General features: G+C 42.6%; 15 protein-coding genes. 11 read left to right on the forward strand and 4 right to left on the reverse strand.

The window, feature by feature from the left end; translation table 11 throughout:
* From HMPREF2926_RS08500 to HMPREF2926_RS08510, 3 genes are all read left to right on the forward strand, one after another.
* Nucleotides 1-1,755: an ABC transporter ATP-binding protein gene (locus HMPREF2926_RS08500; RefSeq protein ID WP_070587332.1), complete on the forward strand. Its 1,755-nt coding sequence runs from the start codon at nucleotides 1-3 to the stop codon at nucleotides 1,753-1,755.
* On the forward strand, nucleotides 1,742-3,496 hold the full coding sequence (locus tag HMPREF2926_RS08505) for an ABC transporter ATP-binding protein (protein WP_070587333.1): 1,755 nt from the start codon (nucleotides 1,742-1,744) through the stop codon (nucleotides 3,494-3,496). Before HMPREF2926_RS08500 ends, HMPREF2926_RS08505 begins: the two co-directional genes overlap by 14 nt.
* Before the next feature lie 92 nt (nucleotides 3,497-3,588).
* Nucleotides 3,589-3,837: a hypothetical protein gene (locus HMPREF2926_RS08510; RefSeq protein ID WP_070587338.1), complete on the forward strand. Its 249-nt coding sequence runs from the start codon at nucleotides 3,589-3,591 to the stop codon at nucleotides 3,835-3,837.
* An 18-nt stretch (nucleotides 3,838-3,855) separates the two neighbouring features.
* Here the strand turns inward: HMPREF2926_RS08510 and HMPREF2926_RS08515 are convergent, their stop codons facing one another.
* From HMPREF2926_RS08515 to HMPREF2926_RS08525, 3 genes are all read right to left on the reverse strand, one after another.
* Nucleotides 3,856-5,160, reverse strand: coding sequence for an aminotransferase-like domain-containing protein (locus HMPREF2926_RS08515; protein WP_070587340.1), 1,305 nt, complete (start codon nucleotides 5,158-5,160; stop codon nucleotides 3,856-3,858).
* 63 nt (nucleotides 5,161-5,223) lie between these two features.
* On the reverse strand, nucleotides 5,224-5,871 hold the full coding sequence (locus HMPREF2926_RS08520) for a PAQR family membrane homeostasis protein TrhA (RefSeq protein WP_003011253.1): 648 nt from the start codon (nucleotides 5,869-5,871) through the stop codon (nucleotides 5,224-5,226).
* Nucleotides 5,846-6,346 carry a DUF1836 domain-containing protein gene (locus HMPREF2926_RS08525; protein ID WP_013903686.1) on the reverse strand — a complete coding sequence of 167 codons (501 nt, stop codon included), beginning with the start codon at nucleotides 6,344-6,346 and terminating at the stop codon, nucleotides 5,846-5,848. The genes HMPREF2926_RS08520 and HMPREF2926_RS08525 overlap by 26 nt, the downstream gene beginning before the upstream one ends.
* A 66-nt stretch (nucleotides 6,347-6,412) precedes the next feature.
* Between HMPREF2926_RS08525 and yaaA the strand changes: the two genes are divergently transcribed.
* Nucleotides 6,413-7,138 carry a peroxide stress protein YaaA gene (gene yaaA, locus HMPREF2926_RS08530; RefSeq protein ID WP_070587342.1) on the forward strand — a complete coding sequence of 242 codons (726 nt, stop codon included), beginning with the start codon at nucleotides 6,413-6,415 and terminating at the stop codon, nucleotides 7,136-7,138.
* Between the two features lie 117 nt (nucleotides 7,139-7,255).
* Here the strand turns inward: yaaA and HMPREF2926_RS08535 are convergent, their stop codons facing one another.
* The gene (locus tag HMPREF2926_RS08535; protein ID WP_003001765.1) at nucleotides 7,256-7,702 is read right to left on the reverse strand and encodes a MarR family winged helix-turn-helix transcriptional regulator; all 447 of its coding nucleotides are present in this window, start codon (nucleotides 7,700-7,702) and stop codon (nucleotides 7,256-7,258) included.
* 291 nt (nucleotides 7,703-7,993) lie between these two features.
* Here HMPREF2926_RS08535 and HMPREF2926_RS08540 point away from each other — a divergent pair, with 291 nt between their 5' ends.
* The 7 genes from HMPREF2926_RS08540 to HMPREF2926_RS08570 all read left to right on the forward strand — a co-directional run bounded on the left by HMPREF2926_RS08540 (nucleotide 7,994) and on the right by HMPREF2926_RS08570 (nucleotide 16,744).
* Entirely contained in the window at nucleotides 7,994-8,407 is a 414-nt protein-coding gene (locus HMPREF2926_RS08540; RefSeq protein WP_070587344.1) for a cell wall elongation regulator TseB-like domain-containing protein, read from the forward strand.
* Between the two features lie 16 nt (nucleotides 8,408-8,423).
* Entirely contained in the window at nucleotides 8,424-9,602 is a 1,179-nt protein-coding gene (locus HMPREF2926_RS08545) for a pyridoxal phosphate-dependent aminotransferase (RefSeq protein ID WP_003014756.1), read from the forward strand.
* 148 nt (nucleotides 9,603-9,750) lie between these two features.
* Nucleotides 9,751-11,097, forward strand: a complete 1,347-nt coding sequence (gene asnS / locus HMPREF2926_RS08550) for an asparagine--tRNA ligase (RefSeq protein ID WP_003007581.1) — start codon at nucleotides 9,751-9,753, stop codon at nucleotides 11,095-11,097.
* 68 nt (nucleotides 11,098-11,165) lie between these two features.
* Complete coding sequence (locus tag HMPREF2926_RS08555) at nucleotides 11,166-11,882, forward strand: DUF1003 domain-containing protein (protein WP_070587346.1); 717 nt, start codon at nucleotides 11,166-11,168, stop codon at nucleotides 11,880-11,882.
* A gap of 78 nt (nucleotides 11,883-11,960) precedes the next feature.
* Complete coding sequence (locus HMPREF2926_RS08560; RefSeq protein ID WP_070587347.1) at nucleotides 11,961-13,160, forward strand: MFS transporter; 1,200 nt, start codon at nucleotides 11,961-11,963, stop codon at nucleotides 13,158-13,160.
* 117 nt (nucleotides 13,161-13,277) lie between these two features.
* Nucleotides 13,278-15,005, forward strand: a complete 1,728-nt coding sequence (locus HMPREF2926_RS08565) for an ABC transporter ATP-binding protein (RefSeq protein ID WP_070587348.1) — start codon at nucleotides 13,278-13,280, stop codon at nucleotides 15,003-15,005.
* Entirely contained in the window at nucleotides 15,002-16,744 is a 1,743-nt protein-coding gene (locus HMPREF2926_RS08570; RefSeq protein WP_070587350.1) for an ABC transporter ATP-binding protein, read from the forward strand. Before HMPREF2926_RS08565 ends, HMPREF2926_RS08570 begins: the two co-directional genes overlap by 4 nt.
* Nucleotides 16,745-16,790 lie beyond the last annotated feature (46 nt).

Consider the following 16,790-nt stretch of genomic DNA (forward strand, 5'->3'; position numbering starts at 1 on the left):
ATGAATCTGTTGAGGAAATTATCTTGGTTTTTTAATTTAGAGAAGAAGCGCTACTTGATCGGGATAGGGTCCTTGATCTTGGTTAGCTTTTTAAACCTCATTCCTCCAAGAATCATGGGACTTGTGATCGATTTGATCGATAAAAGAAGGCTGACACTAGGGCAGTTAGTTGTGGATATTGCCCTTTTGGTCCTCGCAGCTCTAGCCATGTATGGCCTTCGTTTTGTCTGGAGACGCTATATTTTTGGAACGGCCAATAAGTTGGCTCGGATCTTGCGTTACCGTTTGTTCAAGCAATTTACGCTCATGTCTCCGTCTTTTTATCAGCGTTATCGGACAGGGGATCTCATGGCCCATGCTACTAATGATATCAATGCGGTAACCATGTTTGCTGGTGGTGGAGTCATGTCTGCTGTAGATGCTTCTGTGACAGCCTTGGTGACCCTGGTCAGCATGTTTTTCATGATTGATTGGCGCTTAACCCTCTTGGCTATTTTGCCCCTACCGGTTATGGTGGTAGTGACTTCCGCCATTGGCCGCAAAAACCACAAAGCCTTCAAAGAGGCCCAAGAAGGCTTCTCAGAGCTGAACAACTTTGTTCAGGAATCAGTATCAGGAGTCAAGGTGACCAAATCCTTTGGCTTTCAGGCAGATGAGATTCGTGCTTTTGAAAAGACCAATCAGATAGTCTTTCGAAAAAATATGACTTCAGCCGGTTACAATGCTTTGTTTGATCCGACTACTCTTCTTTTTGTCGGTCTCTCCTATGTTTTGACGCTCTACTTCGGAGGTCTATTTGTTCAGGAAGGGAGCCTGACGGTTGGACAAATCGTAACCTTTATTACCTATCTCAATATGCTCGTCTGGCCCCTTCAAGCCATGGGCTTCTTGTTTAATATTAGTCAGCGTGCTAGCGTTTCCTATGATCGGATTGAGACACTTTTAGCAGAAACACCTGATATCCAAGATCCAAGTCAACCAGTTACAGTCATTCAAAATGGCGATTTGGAATATGACATTGAAGAATTCGCCTATGAGAAAGAGCCTGTCCTTGAGAAGGTTGCCTTTCATTTAGAAAAAGGGCAAACCCTTGGAATTGTAGGACCAACTGGATCTGGAAAGACCACCTTGTTGCGTCTCTTGCTTAGAGAGTATGACTTGGAGCAGGGAGATATCTTGCTAAATGGGATCTCCATCAAACATTATCGCTTAGAAGATCTTCGAAGCTTGATCGGTTACGTCCCTCAAGATCAGATCCTCTTTGCCATGACCATTCGCGAGAATGTCGCTTTTTCAGATCCACAGATCGAGGAAGAAGAGGTAATGAAGGCTCTGAGAACTTGTGGGGTTTATGAAGATATTCTGGCCATGCCAGACCAGATGGAGACAGTGCTGGGAGAGAGAGGGGTCTCTCTTTCTGGCGGACAAAAGCAACGGATTGCCATGAGTCGTGCTTTGGTCATGAATCCTGAGATCTTGATCTTGGATGATTCACTTTCTGCAGTAGATGCTAAAACGGAGCACCAGATCATTGAAAATATGAAGCAGGAACGCAAGGGGAAAACAACGATCATCACAGCCCATCGCCTATCAGCGATCGTTCATGCGGATTTGATTCTGGTAATGGAGAATGGACAGATTAAAGAGCGAGGAAATCACGAGGAATTAATGGCTCAAAAAGGTTGGTACTATGAAACCTACCAAGCCCAACAATTATCAGAAGAAATGGAGGGAAAGCTGAATGAAAACATCTGAAGCTCATGTGATGAAGCGGCTCTTGACTTACATGTGGCGTTATAAATGGTTAACGGCCCTAGCCTTAGCCTTTACCTTCCTAACTAGTCTGTTATTGACGGCGATCCCTCTTGCAGCTCGCTGGTATATTGACCACCTAGTGGATCCAACAGAAGCCGGCTCTCCAGTACTGACAGCTTTTCAGTTTTTGATTCTCTACTATGGGTTATTCATTGGGCGTGTGCTGGCAACTTACCTGAGCCAGTTAACCTTTGCGCGTGTATCCAATTCCATCGTAAGAGATATCCGTCTAGATATTTTCAAAAATCTTCAAAGACTGGGCATGTCCTTTTATGACCAGACAGCAGCAGGTTCGATTGTCTCGCGTGTGACCAATGATACACAGGCAGTCGCAGATATGTTTTCTACGGTCTTTTCAAGCCTGGTTTCATCCTTTTTACTCTTTCTAGTCACCCTGGTAACCATGTTTAGTTTGGACTGGCATTTGACCATTTGGATCCTGCCTTTTCTTCCCATTATTTGGTTTTCCATCCGTCTCTATCGCAAGTTATCCAATCGCTTGGTCAAGATGACCCGACAAAAATTATCAGATATCAATGTAAAATTATCGGAATCCATTGAAGGAATGCGGATCGTGCAGGCCTTTCGTCAAGAAAAGCGCTTGACGGATGAATTCGAACAGATTAATGGGGAACATTTGGATTACGCCAACCGATCTGTGGATGTCAATTCCCTCTTTTTGAGGCCAGCTATGACCCTGTTACAGGTTCTGGCTTATGCGGTTATTCTAACCTTTTTCGGCCTAAATTGGCAGTCCTCTGGCTTTACAGCAGGTCTTATCTATGCCTTTATCCAGTATGTTAGCCAGCTTTTCCAGCCCTTGATTGATGTCACTCAAAATTTTGCAACCTTGCAGACCTCTACCATTTCAGCAGCGCGTGTCTTTGAGATGATGGATCGAGACGACTATGAGCCCAAGCAAGCTGGTAGCCTGAAAGAAATCGAGCGGGGAGATATTCGCTTTGACCATGTATCTTTTTCTTATGATGGCAAACGGGATGTCCTAAAAGATATCTCCTTTGAGGTCAAAAACGGACAAACCATCGCTTTTGTTGGTCATACTGGTTCTGGTAAATCCTCTATTATCAATCTCTTCATGCGCTTTTATGAATTTGATCGTGGCCAGATCTTGATTGATGGACAGGATATCAAGGACTATAGCCAGGAAGCCTTGCGCAAGTCCATTGGTCTAGTGTTGCAGGAACCCTTCCTCTATCATGGAACCATTGCTTCTAATATCCGAATGTATCATGAAGAACTGACAGATGAGGAAATCCGACAAGCAGCTGCATTTGTGGATGTAGCAGACTTTATTGAGAGTCTACCTGGTGGCTATGATCATCCGGTAACAGAGCGGGGTTCTACCTTATCGACCGGTCAGCGTCAGCTTCTGGCTTTTGCCCGGACCATTGCTGCTCAGCCTAAGATCCTCATTTTGGATGAGGCCACTGCCAATATCGACCAAGAGACGGAAGAGATGATCCAAAACTCTCTGAAGAAGATGCGCCAAGGGCGGACAACCATTGCCATTGCCCATCGTCTTTCTACCATCCAAGATGCCGATTGCATCTATGTTCTCGATAAAGGAAAAATCATCGAATCAGGCAATCACGATCAACTCATTGCTCTAGGAGGAACGTATAAGAAAATGTATGATCTCCAGGCCGGTATGATGAAATAAGGACAAACAAGGTCTAAATGCAAATTTAACCTTGTTTTTCTTTCTTGAAAGCTGTAAAATAAAGAAAAGAACAGAAAAAGGGAGCATACACCATGTCAAACGATCTGATCATGATGGGAGTTGTGATTGTCTTATTTGGACTCTACTTCACCCTTCAAGTTGAGCTCAATAGAGTCAGAAATCAATTTACTCATTATCTTCTAAAACCAGGTAGTATTTCCAAGGAACAAAGAGAGAAGTACCTCAAAGAACCAGAGATGGAAGCGATTCGCCTGATCCGCCTCGATTATCGGATCGGCCTTCAAAATGCCAAACTTGTTTATGAGCAATTGAAGAAATAAGAAAGACCCTCGTATAGTCTATATGAGGGTTTCTCTTTCAAAAAAAGGCGTAAGCTTTGGTAAAACATTGGTCACATCTGCCGATTTGATCTTGGCGAGTTGATAAGGACAAGAAGCGATGTAGGCTGCTTCAAAGAAATCAAGCGGAAGTCCACTGTGTTTTAAGGCAGCAAGGGATTGAACTTGGCTGAGTTCTAAAAGGATCCCATCGTGGGTCAGGGTCAGATGAGGAAGAAGAGGAGACTGGGCCATCAAGGTCTTTAGACTGGCTTCTTCTTCTTTTTTTCTGGCCAAGAGTCGCTTTTTATTGGTCAGATACATACCGTTATCAATGTAGAGACTCAAAGCCTTTTGCATGATCAGATTGCTATCATAGTCCAGAATCGTCTTATAGGTCAAGACCGGCTTAAGAAGGGCTTGGGGAAGGATCATGGAAGTGATGCGAAGAGCAGAAAAGAGATTGGTCGAAAAAGATTTGATATAGATGACCCGGTCCTTTTGATCCAAATAATGAAAAGATGGAGCATTACTGCTATCAAGATCTCCCAAATAGTCGTCCTCAACAAGGTAGACATCATATTGGTCAGCTAGTTGCAAGATCGCTTCTTTCTGCTTGGTCGAATAGCTATGGCCAAGCGGATAGTGAAAACGGGGGATCGTGTAGAAGAATTTGATATGGCCACTTTTGAAAATCTCTTCAAGCTCCTCAAGATCAATCCCCGTTAAATTACGTTGAATGGTCCGGTAGGCAAGTTGCTGTGAATCTAAGAGTTGGTTCATCCGGTGATAAGTCGGTTGCTCGATCAAGATCTGCGATTTTTTATTGGGAAAGTCAATCTGGCTGAGGATATTAAGCGCCTGTTGAGTACCAGCAGTCAAAACAATCTGATCTGCAGTCGAATAAATACCTTCTTCCTTCAATAAGCCTTGAATGGATTGGCGTACTTCGAGTAAGCCTGCTTGGTCCGAAAAGTTATTAAAGAGATAATTCTCCCGTCCAATCAAGGTTTCATTGATACAGGTCCGAAAGTCCTCGAAAGCCTGGTTGCGGTCTTTCTCTAATTTTAGTGGAAGATCCTCATGTCGATTAGGTTCTTGCTCCAAAACATAGTAGCCACTTTGAGGCTTAGCATAGAGGAAGTGCTGGTAAGTCAAGTCCAGCAAGGCTCGTTGGACTGTGTCCTTACTACAAGAAAATTGACTAGCTAGCTGGCGAACGGAGGGAATTTTCTCTCCAGTTTCCAGTTTTCCATCTTGAATGGCTTTTTTTAGTACATGAATAATTTGTTGGTATTTGCTCGTCTTCATCCTGACTGTCCCCATACAGTTTTTTACTATTGTACAGAAAAAATCACAAAAAAACCACTCCGAAGAGTGGTGGCAGTATTACATAAAGTAAACGATGGCTAAATACTGAAGAGCAGAAGCTGCAAGGATGAAGAGGTGCCAAATCATGTGGAAGTATGGTTTTTTCTTAGCATAAAAGCCAGCTCCAACCGTGTAGCACAGACCGCCCATGAGCATGAGACCCCAGAAGATCGGATTGGTTTGGCTAACGATTTGGGGAATAATAAAGATAACCAACCAGCCCATGATCAAGTAAAGAGCGAGACTGAACTTTTCATTGACTTTTTTGGCAAAGATTTTGTAGAGAATACCAAAGATGGTGGTCCCCCATTGGATCAAGATAATGCTGTAGCCCATCCAGTTGTTCATCAAGGTAAGGACAACTGGTGTGTAACTACCTGCGATCGCAATGTAGATCATGGAATGGTCGATAATGCGAAGTACATACTTTTGAGGTGAATCGTAAGACATGGCATGGTAGACGGTCGAAGACAGAAACATCAAAAAGAGACTGATCACAAAGATAGAAGTCCCAAAAGCACTGAGAAGACCGTGTTGCTCAAAGCTATAGACTGCTGAGATCGGAAGCAAGATCAACATGAGAAGGGCGCCAACAGCATGGGTTACACTATTTGCGATCTCTTCTCCAAAGGATAATTTTTTACTTAGTTTCATGGTGTAATTCATCAGTTTCTTCCTCCGTTTTTACTGGTTGAATATAAGATAGGGTTTCAAGATAAAGTTGAACTGTCTGACAGGCAGAGCGAATGATGGGAGCGATCGGCTCTTTTTGCTCATTGAGATAAGCGACAAAGCTATTATAGAGAAGATCTGAGCTTGCCTGGTCCTGCAAGAAGTTTAAGGTAGAAGCGATCTCCTGAATAGAAAAGACCGTTTTTAAGGTTGTAATAGCAATCAAGCGAGCCACCTGTCTACGCTGGTATTTCTTCTTATCTGGTTTTTCGACATAACCATGTTTTACGTAATTGTTGATCATAGCAGCCGTCAAGCCCTTGTCTGAAGAAGAGAGAACAGGTGCACAGGTTTTATTGACATAAAGTAGGACCTGATCAAGATAGAGGTCTAGCTCAGGCAGTTGCTCCCACGTTGGATAGGAAAAAGTGGACACTAAATCTTCACCTTTCTTTAATCTAGTTTTCATAACTAGATAATAACATTAATAAAAACTCCTGTCAAGAAAATTTGAAAAATATGGTACAATAGACCTATGAAAATTTTAATTCCATCCGCTAAAGAACTCAACGAACAGGTTCGTATCGTCGAGCCCCAACCCTTATCACAGAAAACAAAAACAATCCTCCAGGCTTTGAAGGAATTCTCGCTAGAAAAATTAGCGGCCTTTTACGGGATTTCAGAGGAAAGAGCCCTTATCGAAAAAGAAAGAATTGAGGTTTTGATAGATGGGACTGCCAAGACCTATCCTGCTTTGGAGCTATTTGACGGCCTCATGTACCGGAGTATCGATCGTCAAGACTTATCTGAAAAAGAGCAGGCTTATCTGCAGGAGCATTTGTTGATCACGACTGCTTTATACGGTGTGCTACCTGCCTATGCAGGGATTGCTCCCCATCGCTTGGATTTTATGATGAAGTTAAAACCAGCTGGAAGGTCTTTAAAGGCACTTTGGAAAGAGGACTATGATCAGGCAGTAGAAGGTGAAGAACAGATCTTATCTCTTTTGTCTTCTGAGTTTGAACAGGTCTTTTCAAAAGCCATTCGTGAACGAATGATTCGGATCAAATTCATGGAGAATCGTGGTGGGACACTGAAGATTCACTCAACGATTTCAAAGAAAGCACGTGGGGCCATGGTGACAGCCATGATGAAGGAAGAAATCACCCATCTAGAAGATCTGAAATCACTAGAAGTAGCAGGTTTCTCTTATCGTGAGGATTTATCGCAAGAGAAAGAATGGGTCTTTGTGAAAGAATAAATAAAAATATTCCTGAGAAGCGTCAGGAATATTTTTTGATCTGTTAGATAAAGAGAATGCACGATGAAAACTCCAAAATAGAAGATTTTGGAGTCAGAATCGTCTTGAGCAGTAGGCTTAGGCGATATGTTTGAATTTCTTCAAGAGTTCTGTCAACTCAGCTTGCTCGCCACTATTAAAGACTTGCATCAAGCGTTGAATATTTTTGATATGATCTGGAAGAGCTTCTTCGATCTTTTTACGACCGGCATCTGTAATAGATACAAGATAAGCACGGCGGTCTTCTGGATCGGTTTCGCGTGTAATCCAACCATCGCGGACCATATTGCGAATAACCACAGTCATATTTCCAGAGGTCGCAAGAATGCTATCAATCAGATCTTGAATGCGGAGATCGCCTTTGCTGTACAAGGTCTCAAGTACAGAGAATTGAGTTGGTGTCAACTGGTGCTTTTTAAAGATATGAGCCTCAGACGCACGGATCAATCGTTCTGCCTTGTGGAAGACGATCATGGTTTTTAAATCTACGTTTGCTTCTTTGAATAATCTCTTTAAATTTTCCATATCTATATTTTATCAATAAATAGTATTTCTGTCGTTTAATTTTATTTTCAAATTAGTTACAAAATTGTGACAAATTTATTAAACTATGAACAAATGATAGCGAAGGTGTTAATTTTACTTTGTTTATCAAATAATTTTATACTAAAACATTGCAACAGGTATGAAATATTAGTAACAATTCTTTCTTGAAAATCTATAGAATTCTAGGTAGCTTTGGTGTATAATGAGGGAGTGAAACAGAAAAATAATCTTTTTATAGTATGGCAACATATAATAGGAATCTGTATCTTAGTGTTGACGATCCTTTTTTCTTGGCTATTTCTTGCTGAAAAAACTTCTGATCGCTTGCAGGATCAAATGGCGCAAGCAAGAAAAATAGCTCTGTCTCACTCTTCGATTGCGACCATTGAGACGGAGAGTTTCTTTCATGGCAAAGAAGCCTATCTTTCCTTTATTGGCAAGGACCAAGAGGGGCAAGAACTAGCGGTTTTGGTGGCGCAGGCGGATGATGCAGTCTATACCTACCCTTTGAAAGAAGGAGTTAGTTCCAAAGAGGCAGCTTCTGTCGTCAAAGAGAAGAGTCGGGACGCGATTGATTGGGTAACTTTTGGACGCTTTAAAGGCAAACCGATCTGGGAAGTCAAGGCCGGGAGCTCCTATTATGTGGTGGATTTCAAGACTGGAAAAGTCACCGGTGTTTTTTAGGATTTGAGGAGGAAATATGAAGTTATCAAATCGTGTATTGGAAATGGAAGAAAGTGTGACCTTGGCTGCAAATGCGCGTGCCAAAGCTTTGGCAGCAGAAGGTCGTGATATCTTAAGTTTGACCCTGGGTCAACCTGACTTTGCGACTCCAAAAAATATTCAAGAAGCAGCAGTCGCATCCATTGAGGATGGTCGCGCTAGCTTTTATACGGTCGCATCTGGACTTCCAGAATTGAAGGATGCCATTAGCGACTATATGAAAGAGTTTTATGGCTATGCTGTGAACCGTAATGAAGTAGTGGTCGGTACTGGTGCCAAGTTTATCCTCTATGCCTTCTTTACTTCTGTCATTAATCCAGGAGATGAAGTCATCATTCCAACCCCTTGCTGGGTTTCTTATGTAGACCAGGTCAAGATGGTAGAAGGCACACCTGTTACTTTCCAAACAACAGAAGAAAATCACTTCAAGGCTACGGTAGAGCAACTGGAAGCAGCACGGACAGACAAGACCAAGGTGGTCTTGCTGAACTCGCCATCCAATCCAACAGGAATGATCTACAGTAAAGAAGAACTCGAGGCAATCGGAAATTGGGCTGTCGAACATGACATCTTGATTTTGGCAGACGATATCTATGGGCGATTGGTCTATAATGGCAATACCTTTACGCCTATTTCTAGCTTATCAGAAGCGATTCGCAAGCAAACTATCGTGATTAACGGAGTTTCTAAAACCTATGCTATGACTGGTTGGCGGGTTGGTTTTGCAGTGGGTGATCCAGAGATTATTGGAGCCATGGCCAAGGTGATCAGCCAAACAACTTCCAACTTAACAACCGTTTCCCAATATGCTGCAATCGAAGCCCTCACAGGAGATCAATCTTCTATTGAGATCATGCGTCAAGCTTTTGAAGAGCGCTTAAATACTATTTATCCTTTGTTGAATGAAGTACCTGGTTTTGAAGCCATCAAACCTCAAGGAGCCTTCTATCTCTTCCCAAATGTCAAGAAGGCCATGGAGATGAAGGGCTATACGGATGTGACGGAATTTACCACAGCAATTTTAGAAGAAGCAGAGGTTGCTTTAGTAACGGGAGCTGGCTTTGGTGCCCCTGAAAATGTTCGCTTGTCTTATGCGACAGATTTGGATACCCTGAAAGAAGCTGTTCGCCGCCTCAAGGCCTTTATGGAAAAATAAAATCGCAAGATCCTTAGTAATGAGCTGGGGATCTTTTTCTTTTAAAAAAATCTAGTTTTCACAGGTAGAATCTAGCACTGAAAGCCTTTTTATGATACAATTAAGAAGATAATGTCTTCGGACAAGTTTAACGAGAAAAGGAAGATGAATGATGACAAAACGGATTACTATCATCGAAGTAAAAGATTACGTTGGTCAAGAAGTGACCATCGGTGCTTGGGTGGCCAACAAATCAGGTAAAGGAAAAATTGCTTTCTTGCAATTGCGTGACGGTACTGCCTTTTTCCAAGGTGTGGCTTTTAAACCAAACTTTATCGAAAAATTTGGAGAAGAAGTGGGTCTTGAAAAATTTGATACCATCAAACGCTTGAGCCAAGAAACATCTGTCTTTGTAACAGGGATTGTTAAAGAAGACGAGCGTTCTAAATTTGGTTATGAGCTCGATATCACAGATATTGAAGTGATCGGTGAATCACAAGATTACCCAATCACTCCAAAAGAACACGGTACAGACTTTTTGATGGACAACCGCCATTTGTGGCTTCGTTCACGCAAGCAAGTTGCTGTGATGCAAATCCGTAATGCTATTATCTATGCAACTTATGAGTTCTTCGATAAGAACGGTTTCATGAAGTTTGATAGCCCAATTCTTTCAGGAAATGCGGCGGAAGATTCAACTGAACTGTTTGAAACAGACTACTTCGGAACACCAGCCTACTTGAGCCAATCAGGTCAGCTTTATCTTGAAGCTGGTGCTATGGCCCTTGGTCGCGTCTTTGACTTTGGTCCAGTATTCCGTGCCGAAAAATCTAAGACTCGTCGTCACTTGACAGAGTTCTGGATGATGGATGCTGAGTACTCTTACTTGACACACGATGAGTCACTTGACTTGCAAGAAGCTTATGTCAAAGCTCTTCTTCAAGGTGTTTTGGACCGTGCTCCTCAAGCATTGGAAACATTGGAGCGTGATACGGAGCTCTTGAAACGCTACATTGCTGAACCATTCAAACGGATCACCTATGATGAAGCCATTGATCTCTTGCAAGAGCATGAAAATGATGAAGATGCGGATTATGAGCATTTGGAACATGGTGATGACTTCGGCTCACCACATGAAACTTGGATATCAAACCACTTTGGTGTGCCAACATTTGTCATGAACTACCCAGCAGCTATCAAGGCCTTCTACATGAAACCAGTTCCTGGAAATCCAGAGCGCGTGCTTTGTGCAGACTTGCTTGCTCCAGAAGGCTATGGAGAAATCATCGGTGGCTCTATGCGTGAGGAAGACTACGATGCCCTTGTTGCAAAAATGGATGAACTTGGCATGGATCGTACAGAGTATGAATTCTACCTTGATCTTCGTAAATACGGTACAGTTCCACACGGTGGATTTGGTATTGGGATTGAACGGATGGTTACCTTCGCGGCTGGTACTAAACACATCCGTGAAGCTATTCCATTCCCACGTATGTTGCATCGTATCAAACCTTAATAGACGTAAAAACGCCATTAGGCGTTTTTCACTTTTATCTGCTTCAAAAAACTATGAAAGGAATTTCAATGCTGAAAATAGACATCATTGATGGGAAAGAATACGAGGAAGGCCAAGGATCTTTGATTGCGGATCTGGACCATTCCATTCAACAGATGCTCAAGACTTCCTATCCTGAAAGTCAAATGGATGATTTTATCACGTATAAAAATTTGAGCCAATATTGTATGTATTATCTAGGTCAGATTATTGATCGTGCCAATGATAAAAACGAAGCGATTAAACAGCAGGTGACAGCTGTCATGCCTGAAAGCGAGCGTCCCTTTAACGTTGAAGACCGCTTGACAGCCAGCTATACCTTCGGCCAGCGGGTGGCGGATTCTGTCGCACGCTTTGGTGGTTCATGGACTTTTATCATTAGTTTTATCCTGATGATGGCTATTTGGATGTTGATTAATGTCTTGCATCCCTTTGGCTGGAATTTTGATCCTTACCCTTTCATCTTGCTGAATCTGGCACTTTCTACGATTGCGGCGATTCAAGCTCCTTTGATCATGATGAGCCAAAACCGGGCGGCAGATTATGATCGCCTGCAAGCGCGAAATGACTTTAATGTCAATATGGAGTCGGAACGAGAAATTCGCTTACTGCATACGAAGATTGATCATATGGTGCAACAAGACCAGACGGATTTACTGGAAATTCAAAAGTTGCAAACCGAATTGTTGGTGTCCTTGTCTAATCAAGTGGCCCAGCTGCGTCAAGAAATGAATCAAGAAAAATGAAGGAGGTTGAGAAAATGTAGGCAACTCTAAGTAAGTCTTTTAGAAACACTTATATAATCTATTGAAAGAGGAAAAACAATGTTTAAAAGAACTTACAAACGCAATATTTCACTCCTAGCAGGTCTGGAATTTACATCTTATTTTGGTATCACCAGTTTTTGGATTCTCTTTTTTATTCAAAATGGCCTTTCCTTACTACAAATCGGTCTATTAGAGAGTATCTTTCATGGGACGAGTCTCTTGTGTGAGATCCCATCTGGTATGTTAGCCGATCGCTTTAGCTACAAGACCAATCTCTATTTAGCTCGCTTGTCCAGTATTGGATCTTCTATCTTGATTTTATTTGGTCAGGGGAATTTTTGGATCTATGCCATTGCTATGATGGTCAATGCTTGGTCTTATAATTTTGACTCAGGGACCAGTACGGCTTTCTTATTTGATTCAGCGGTGGAAGCGGGCCAAAAGGACCGTTATCTTCAGATTTCTAGCTTTTTGTCTTGTGTGGCCGAAGTCACCCGAACGTTAGGAACAGTGGTGGCAGGCTTCTTTATTCACGGAGCATTGGCTTGGACCTACTATATTTCCATTGGCCTTTCCTTGCTTTCCATTCTATTGATTTTTCTCATGAAGGAGCCAGAGAGCAAGAGTGATGAACGAAGTCACTTGACCTTAAAGCGGATATTGGAGGTAGTGAAACAAGAATGGCAGGACAAACCAGTCTTGTTTTACTGGATGCTCACCTATCAGTTGGTAGGGACCATCATGTGTATGTTTTATTTTTATTACCAACAGAAAATCAGTGACTTAGCCAGTTGGCAAGTTTCGCTCATCATGTTAATTGGTAGTGGATTCAATCTCCTAGCGGTTTATTTGGCCAGTCAAATCGGGAAAAAATGGAATAGTAATCAAGTCTTTCCGATTCTGGTTGCACTGACAGGTTTGGTCTTGCTTTTGGTAGGTGTAAAGACTCCATTCGCATATCTGAGTGTCTATCTCTTGACCAATGCCCTTTATGCCGTTTATCAACCCATCTACTACAATGATTTACAGGCTTATCTGCCTTCCAGTGTACGAGCAACCATGCTGAGTATCAATTCGATGATGTTTAGTCTATTTATGATTGTCATCTTCCCTTTGACTGGTTGGTTCATTGATAGCTGTTGCTTTGTAGCAGTCTTTATCGTATTAGGCCTTATAACGCTATTCTCTTTCCCTCTCTTGATGTTTGGATTGGGGAAAATGGGAAAGATCTTAAGTAAGGTAACAAAGAAGGAATAAGATTTCTGACCTTCATCTGGCCAGTATTCAACTCTCTCTGCTCTGCAGGGAGAGTTTTTTCATCTTAAGAATTTGTGGTAAAATATGTATATCCATTAAAAAAAAGAATCGAGTCGTATGAAATCATTATTGAAGTATTTTAAGGGCTATCTATGGGAAACTTTTCTAGGGCCCGTATTTAAACTTTTAGAAGCTATTTTTGAATTGTGTGTCCCCTTAATCATCGCCCACTTAGTCGATCAGGTCATTCCCAAAAAGGAAACGAGCGCAGTGGTGATGACGGTAGGTGTTTTGTTTTTATTTGCGAGCTTTGGTGTTGTCGTAGCTATTACGGCCCAGTATTTTTCTTCTAAGGCAGCTGTCGGTTTTACCCGCGAGATGACCAAGGATTTGTATGAGAAGATCTTATCACTTCCAAAGGACAAGCGCGATAGGATCGGTACTTCTAGTTTGGTAACTCGTCTCACTTCTGATACCTATCAAATCCAGGTTGGGATCAACCAATTCTTGCGCCTCTTTTTGAGAGCACCGATTATTGTCTTTGGTTCTATCATCATGGCTTTCACCATCAGTCCTAAACTAACCCTTTGGTTCTTGGGGATGGTGGCGATTTTAACCCTGATTATTGTGATCATGTCACGGATTGTCAATCCGCTATTTGCTAAGATTCGGAAAATCACAGACCGAATGGTTACGGTGACGCGTCAGCAATTTCAAGGGATGCGGGTGATTCGGGCCTTTGGACAAGATGCTAGTGAATTAGAGGATTTTAGAGAGGTCAATCAGGACTACAAGATCTGGCAAATTCGCGCTGGTATCTGGTCTAGTTTGGTGAGTCCCTTGACCTTCCTTGTGGTCAATACGACCTTGGTTTGTGTCATTTGGCAGGGACAATTGAATATCTCTGCTGGCCTTCTCACCCAAGGGATGTTGGTCGCTTTGGTCAATTATTTATTACAAATTTTAACAGAATTGATCAAGCTGGCTATGCTGGTCACGTCTTTAAATGTCAGCTATATTTCTGCCAAGCGTGTCCAAGAGATTTTTGATTTGAAGGAAGAAAACCTCCTTGAAGCTTTGCCAGTAGAAACTGCAACAGAGCAAGAAGCGATCAGCGCCCAGAAAGTTTCGTTCACTTATCCAACGGCTTCAAGCCCAGCTCTAGAAAATATTTCCTTTGATCTGGATCATGGACAGATGTTGGGAATTATCGGTGGTACAGGATCAGGGAAATCCACCCTGGTTCAGTTATTGAGTCATTTGTATACTGTGAGTCAGGGAAAATTAGCCCTCTATCATCAAGCTCACTCTCCTAAAACTCTCAAGGAGTGGCGGGACTGGGTAGCTGTTGTCCCACAGAAGGCAGAGCTCTTTCGAGGGACTATCCGCTCTAATCTCTTACTAGGGATGGAAGAAAATCTATCGGATGATGATTTGTGGTGGGCCCTAGAAACAGCTCAGGCGGCTGATTTTGTCCGTGAAAAAGAAGGACAACTCGATGAGCCAGTGGAAGCCTTTGGGCGAAATTTCTCAGGAGGCCAACGTCAGCGGTTGACCATTGCGCGTGCCCTTTTGAAGAAGGCTCCTTTCTTGATGTTGGATGATTCAACCTCCGCCTTGGATTATTTGACGGAAGCTCGTCTCTTAAAATCGATTAAAGAAGAATTGAGTGATACGAGTTTGATCTTAGTATCACAACGAACCAATAGTCTCAAGTCTGCTGATCAGATTTTAGTCTTGAACAAGGGCCATCAAGTAGGACTGGGAAATCACGATTTCCTCTTGTCTACCAATGAGATTTATCAAGAAATTCATTATTCACAACACAGGAGGGAGGAAGCATGAGTCAAAAACGTTCTAGTTATTTAAAACGTCTGTTTAGAGATTTTGCTCACCATCCCGGGCTCCTGATTCTAGCTAGTCTTGGAACCATCGCTCAAGTGGCCTTAACGGTTTGGTTACCGATCCTGATCGGACATGCAGTTGATTTAGTCATCAATCCTCAAGGGATGACAGTCTTATGGCCTGTTTTGATCCAAATGGTTCTGGTCATTGTGGCCAATACCTTGATCCAATGGATCAATCCTCTTCTCTACAATCAATTGGTCTATCGGTTTAGCCAAAGCCTGAGAGCAGAAGTGATGGAAAAAGTACACCGCTTGCCCTTGTCTTATCTAGATAAACAAGGGAGCGGGGACTTCGTCAGTCGCCTCACGACCGATGTAGAGCAACTCAACAGTGGTCTTCTGATGGTCTTTAACCAGTTCTTTGTTGGCCTCTTAACCATTCTTGTCACCATCGTGACCATGGCAGAATTGGATTTCTTTATGATGTTGGCGGTTCTGGTCTTGACCCCTTTATCCCTGGTGATTGCTCGTTTTATTGCCAAGCGTTCTTATACGCTTTTCCAAAAGCAGACCAAGGCGCGTGGTCTTCAAACTCAGTTGATCGAAGAGTCCTTGACCCAGGAAAGTTTGATCCAGTCCTTTAATGCTCAGGATCAATTCCGTACGGCTTTTAAGGGGACGAATGAAAGCTATGCCAATTATTCCCAATCCGCTGTCTTTTATTCTTCAACTGTCAACCCTGCCACTCGCTTTGTGAATGCCTTGATTTATGCAGTAGTGGCTGGATTTGGTGCTGTACGCATTATTTCGGGATCTCACTTTACTGTTGGTCAATTGGTGACCTTCCTCAATTATGTCAACCAATACACCAAGCCCTTTAATGATATCTCCTCTGTCTTGTCAGAACTCCAAAGTGCCCTTGCCTGCGCAGAGCGCTTGTACAGCGTCTTGGATCAAGCTGAGGTCGAAGAGACGGGGCAACGGGTCCTGAAAAGTCAGGATGTTAAAGGTGCGATTGGTTTTGAACACGTCACATTTGGCTATGATTTGGGTCGGACCTTGATCAAAGATTTAACTATTCAGGTTCCAGCTGCCAGTAAGGTTGCCATTGTAGGACCTACAGGAGCAGGAAAGTCGACCTTGATTAATCTGCTCATGCGTTTCTACCCTGTTAATTCTGGAGAGATCACGATTGATGGGGTGCCAATTACGGACTACACCCGTGCTTCTTACCGCCAACAGTTTGGTATGGTTCTGCAAGAAACCTGGCTCAAGGTTGGGACCATTCATGAAAATATTGCCTTTTCTCGTCCAGATGCAACTAGAGAAGAAGTCATAGAAGCAGCCAAAGCGGCCAATGCAGATTTCTTCATTCGGCAGTTGCCACAAGGGTATGATACTTATCTTTCAGATGCTGGAGAGTCTTTGTCTCAAGGTCAACGCCAACTCTTAACGATTGCGCGTGTTTTCCTTTCAGTTCCTAAGATTTTGATCTTGGATGAGGCTACATCCTCCATCGATACTCGGACTGAGGTCTTGATTCAAGATGCCTTTAATCAGCTCATGAAGGGACGGACCAGCTTCATCATCGCTCACCGCTTATCGACCATTCAAAATGCCGATATGATCCTTGTCATGGTGGATGGCGACATTGTTGAACATGGTACTCATGAAGAGCTAATGCAAGCGCAAGGTGTTTACTACAAAATGCAGACAGCACAGCAACAGATTAGTTAAAATGAAAAGAGAGTGGGACAGAAATCGGTAATTCGTTAGAATTCGA

Origin of the sequence: Streptococcus sp. HMSC078D09 (assembly GCF_001813675.1) — a bacterium.
In the GTDB taxonomy this organism is placed as follows: Bacteria; Bacillota; Bacilli; order Lactobacillales; family Streptococcaceae; genus Streptococcus.

Coding starts and splice junctions, on each gene's coding strand:
- HMPREF2926_RS08505 (WP_070587333.1), top strand. CDS start 1,742: ATGAAAACATCTGAAGCTCATGTGATGAAGCGGCTCTTGACTTACATG.
- asnS (WP_003007581.1), top strand. CDS start 9,751: ATGATGACAAAACGGATTACTATCATCGAAGTAAAAGATTACGTTGGT.
- HMPREF2926_RS08555 (WP_070587346.1), top strand. CDS start 11,166: ATGCTGAAAATAGACATCATTGATGGGAAAGAATACGAGGAAGGCCAA.
- HMPREF2926_RS08520 (WP_003011253.1), bottom strand. CDS start 5,871: ATGAATTACACCATGAAACTAAGTAAAAAATTATCCTTTGGAGAAGAG.
- HMPREF2926_RS08535 (WP_003001765.1), bottom strand. CDS start 7,702: ATGGAAAATTTAAAGAGATTATTCAAAGAAGCAAACGTAGATTTAAAA.
- HMPREF2926_RS08500 (WP_070587332.1), top strand. CDS start 1: ATGAATCTGTTGAGGAAATTATCTTGGTTTTTTAATTTAGAGAAGAAG.
- HMPREF2926_RS08560 (WP_070587347.1), top strand. CDS start 11,961: ATGTTTAAAAGAACTTACAAACGCAATATTTCACTCCTAGCAGGTCTG.
- HMPREF2926_RS08565 (WP_070587348.1), top strand. CDS start 13,278: ATGAAATCATTATTGAAGTATTTTAAGGGCTATCTATGGGAAACTTTT.
- HMPREF2926_RS08510 (WP_070587338.1), top strand. CDS start 3,589: ATGTCAAACGATCTGATCATGATGGGAGTTGTGATTGTCTTATTTGGA.
- HMPREF2926_RS08525 (WP_013903686.1), bottom strand. CDS start 6,346: ATGAAAACTAGATTAAAGAAAGGTGAAGATTTAGTGTCCACTTTTTCC.
- HMPREF2926_RS08545 (WP_003014756.1), top strand. CDS start 8,424: ATGAAGTTATCAAATCGTGTATTGGAAATGGAAGAAAGTGTGACCTTG.
- yaaA (WP_070587342.1), top strand. CDS start 6,413: ATGAAAATTTTAATTCCATCCGCTAAAGAACTCAACGAACAGGTTCGT.
- HMPREF2926_RS08515 (WP_070587340.1), bottom strand. CDS start 5,160: ATGGGGACAGTCAGGATGAAGACGAGCAAATACCAACAAATTATTCAT.
- HMPREF2926_RS08570 (WP_070587350.1), top strand. CDS start 15,002: ATGAGTCAAAAACGTTCTAGTTATTTAAAACGTCTGTTTAGAGATTTT.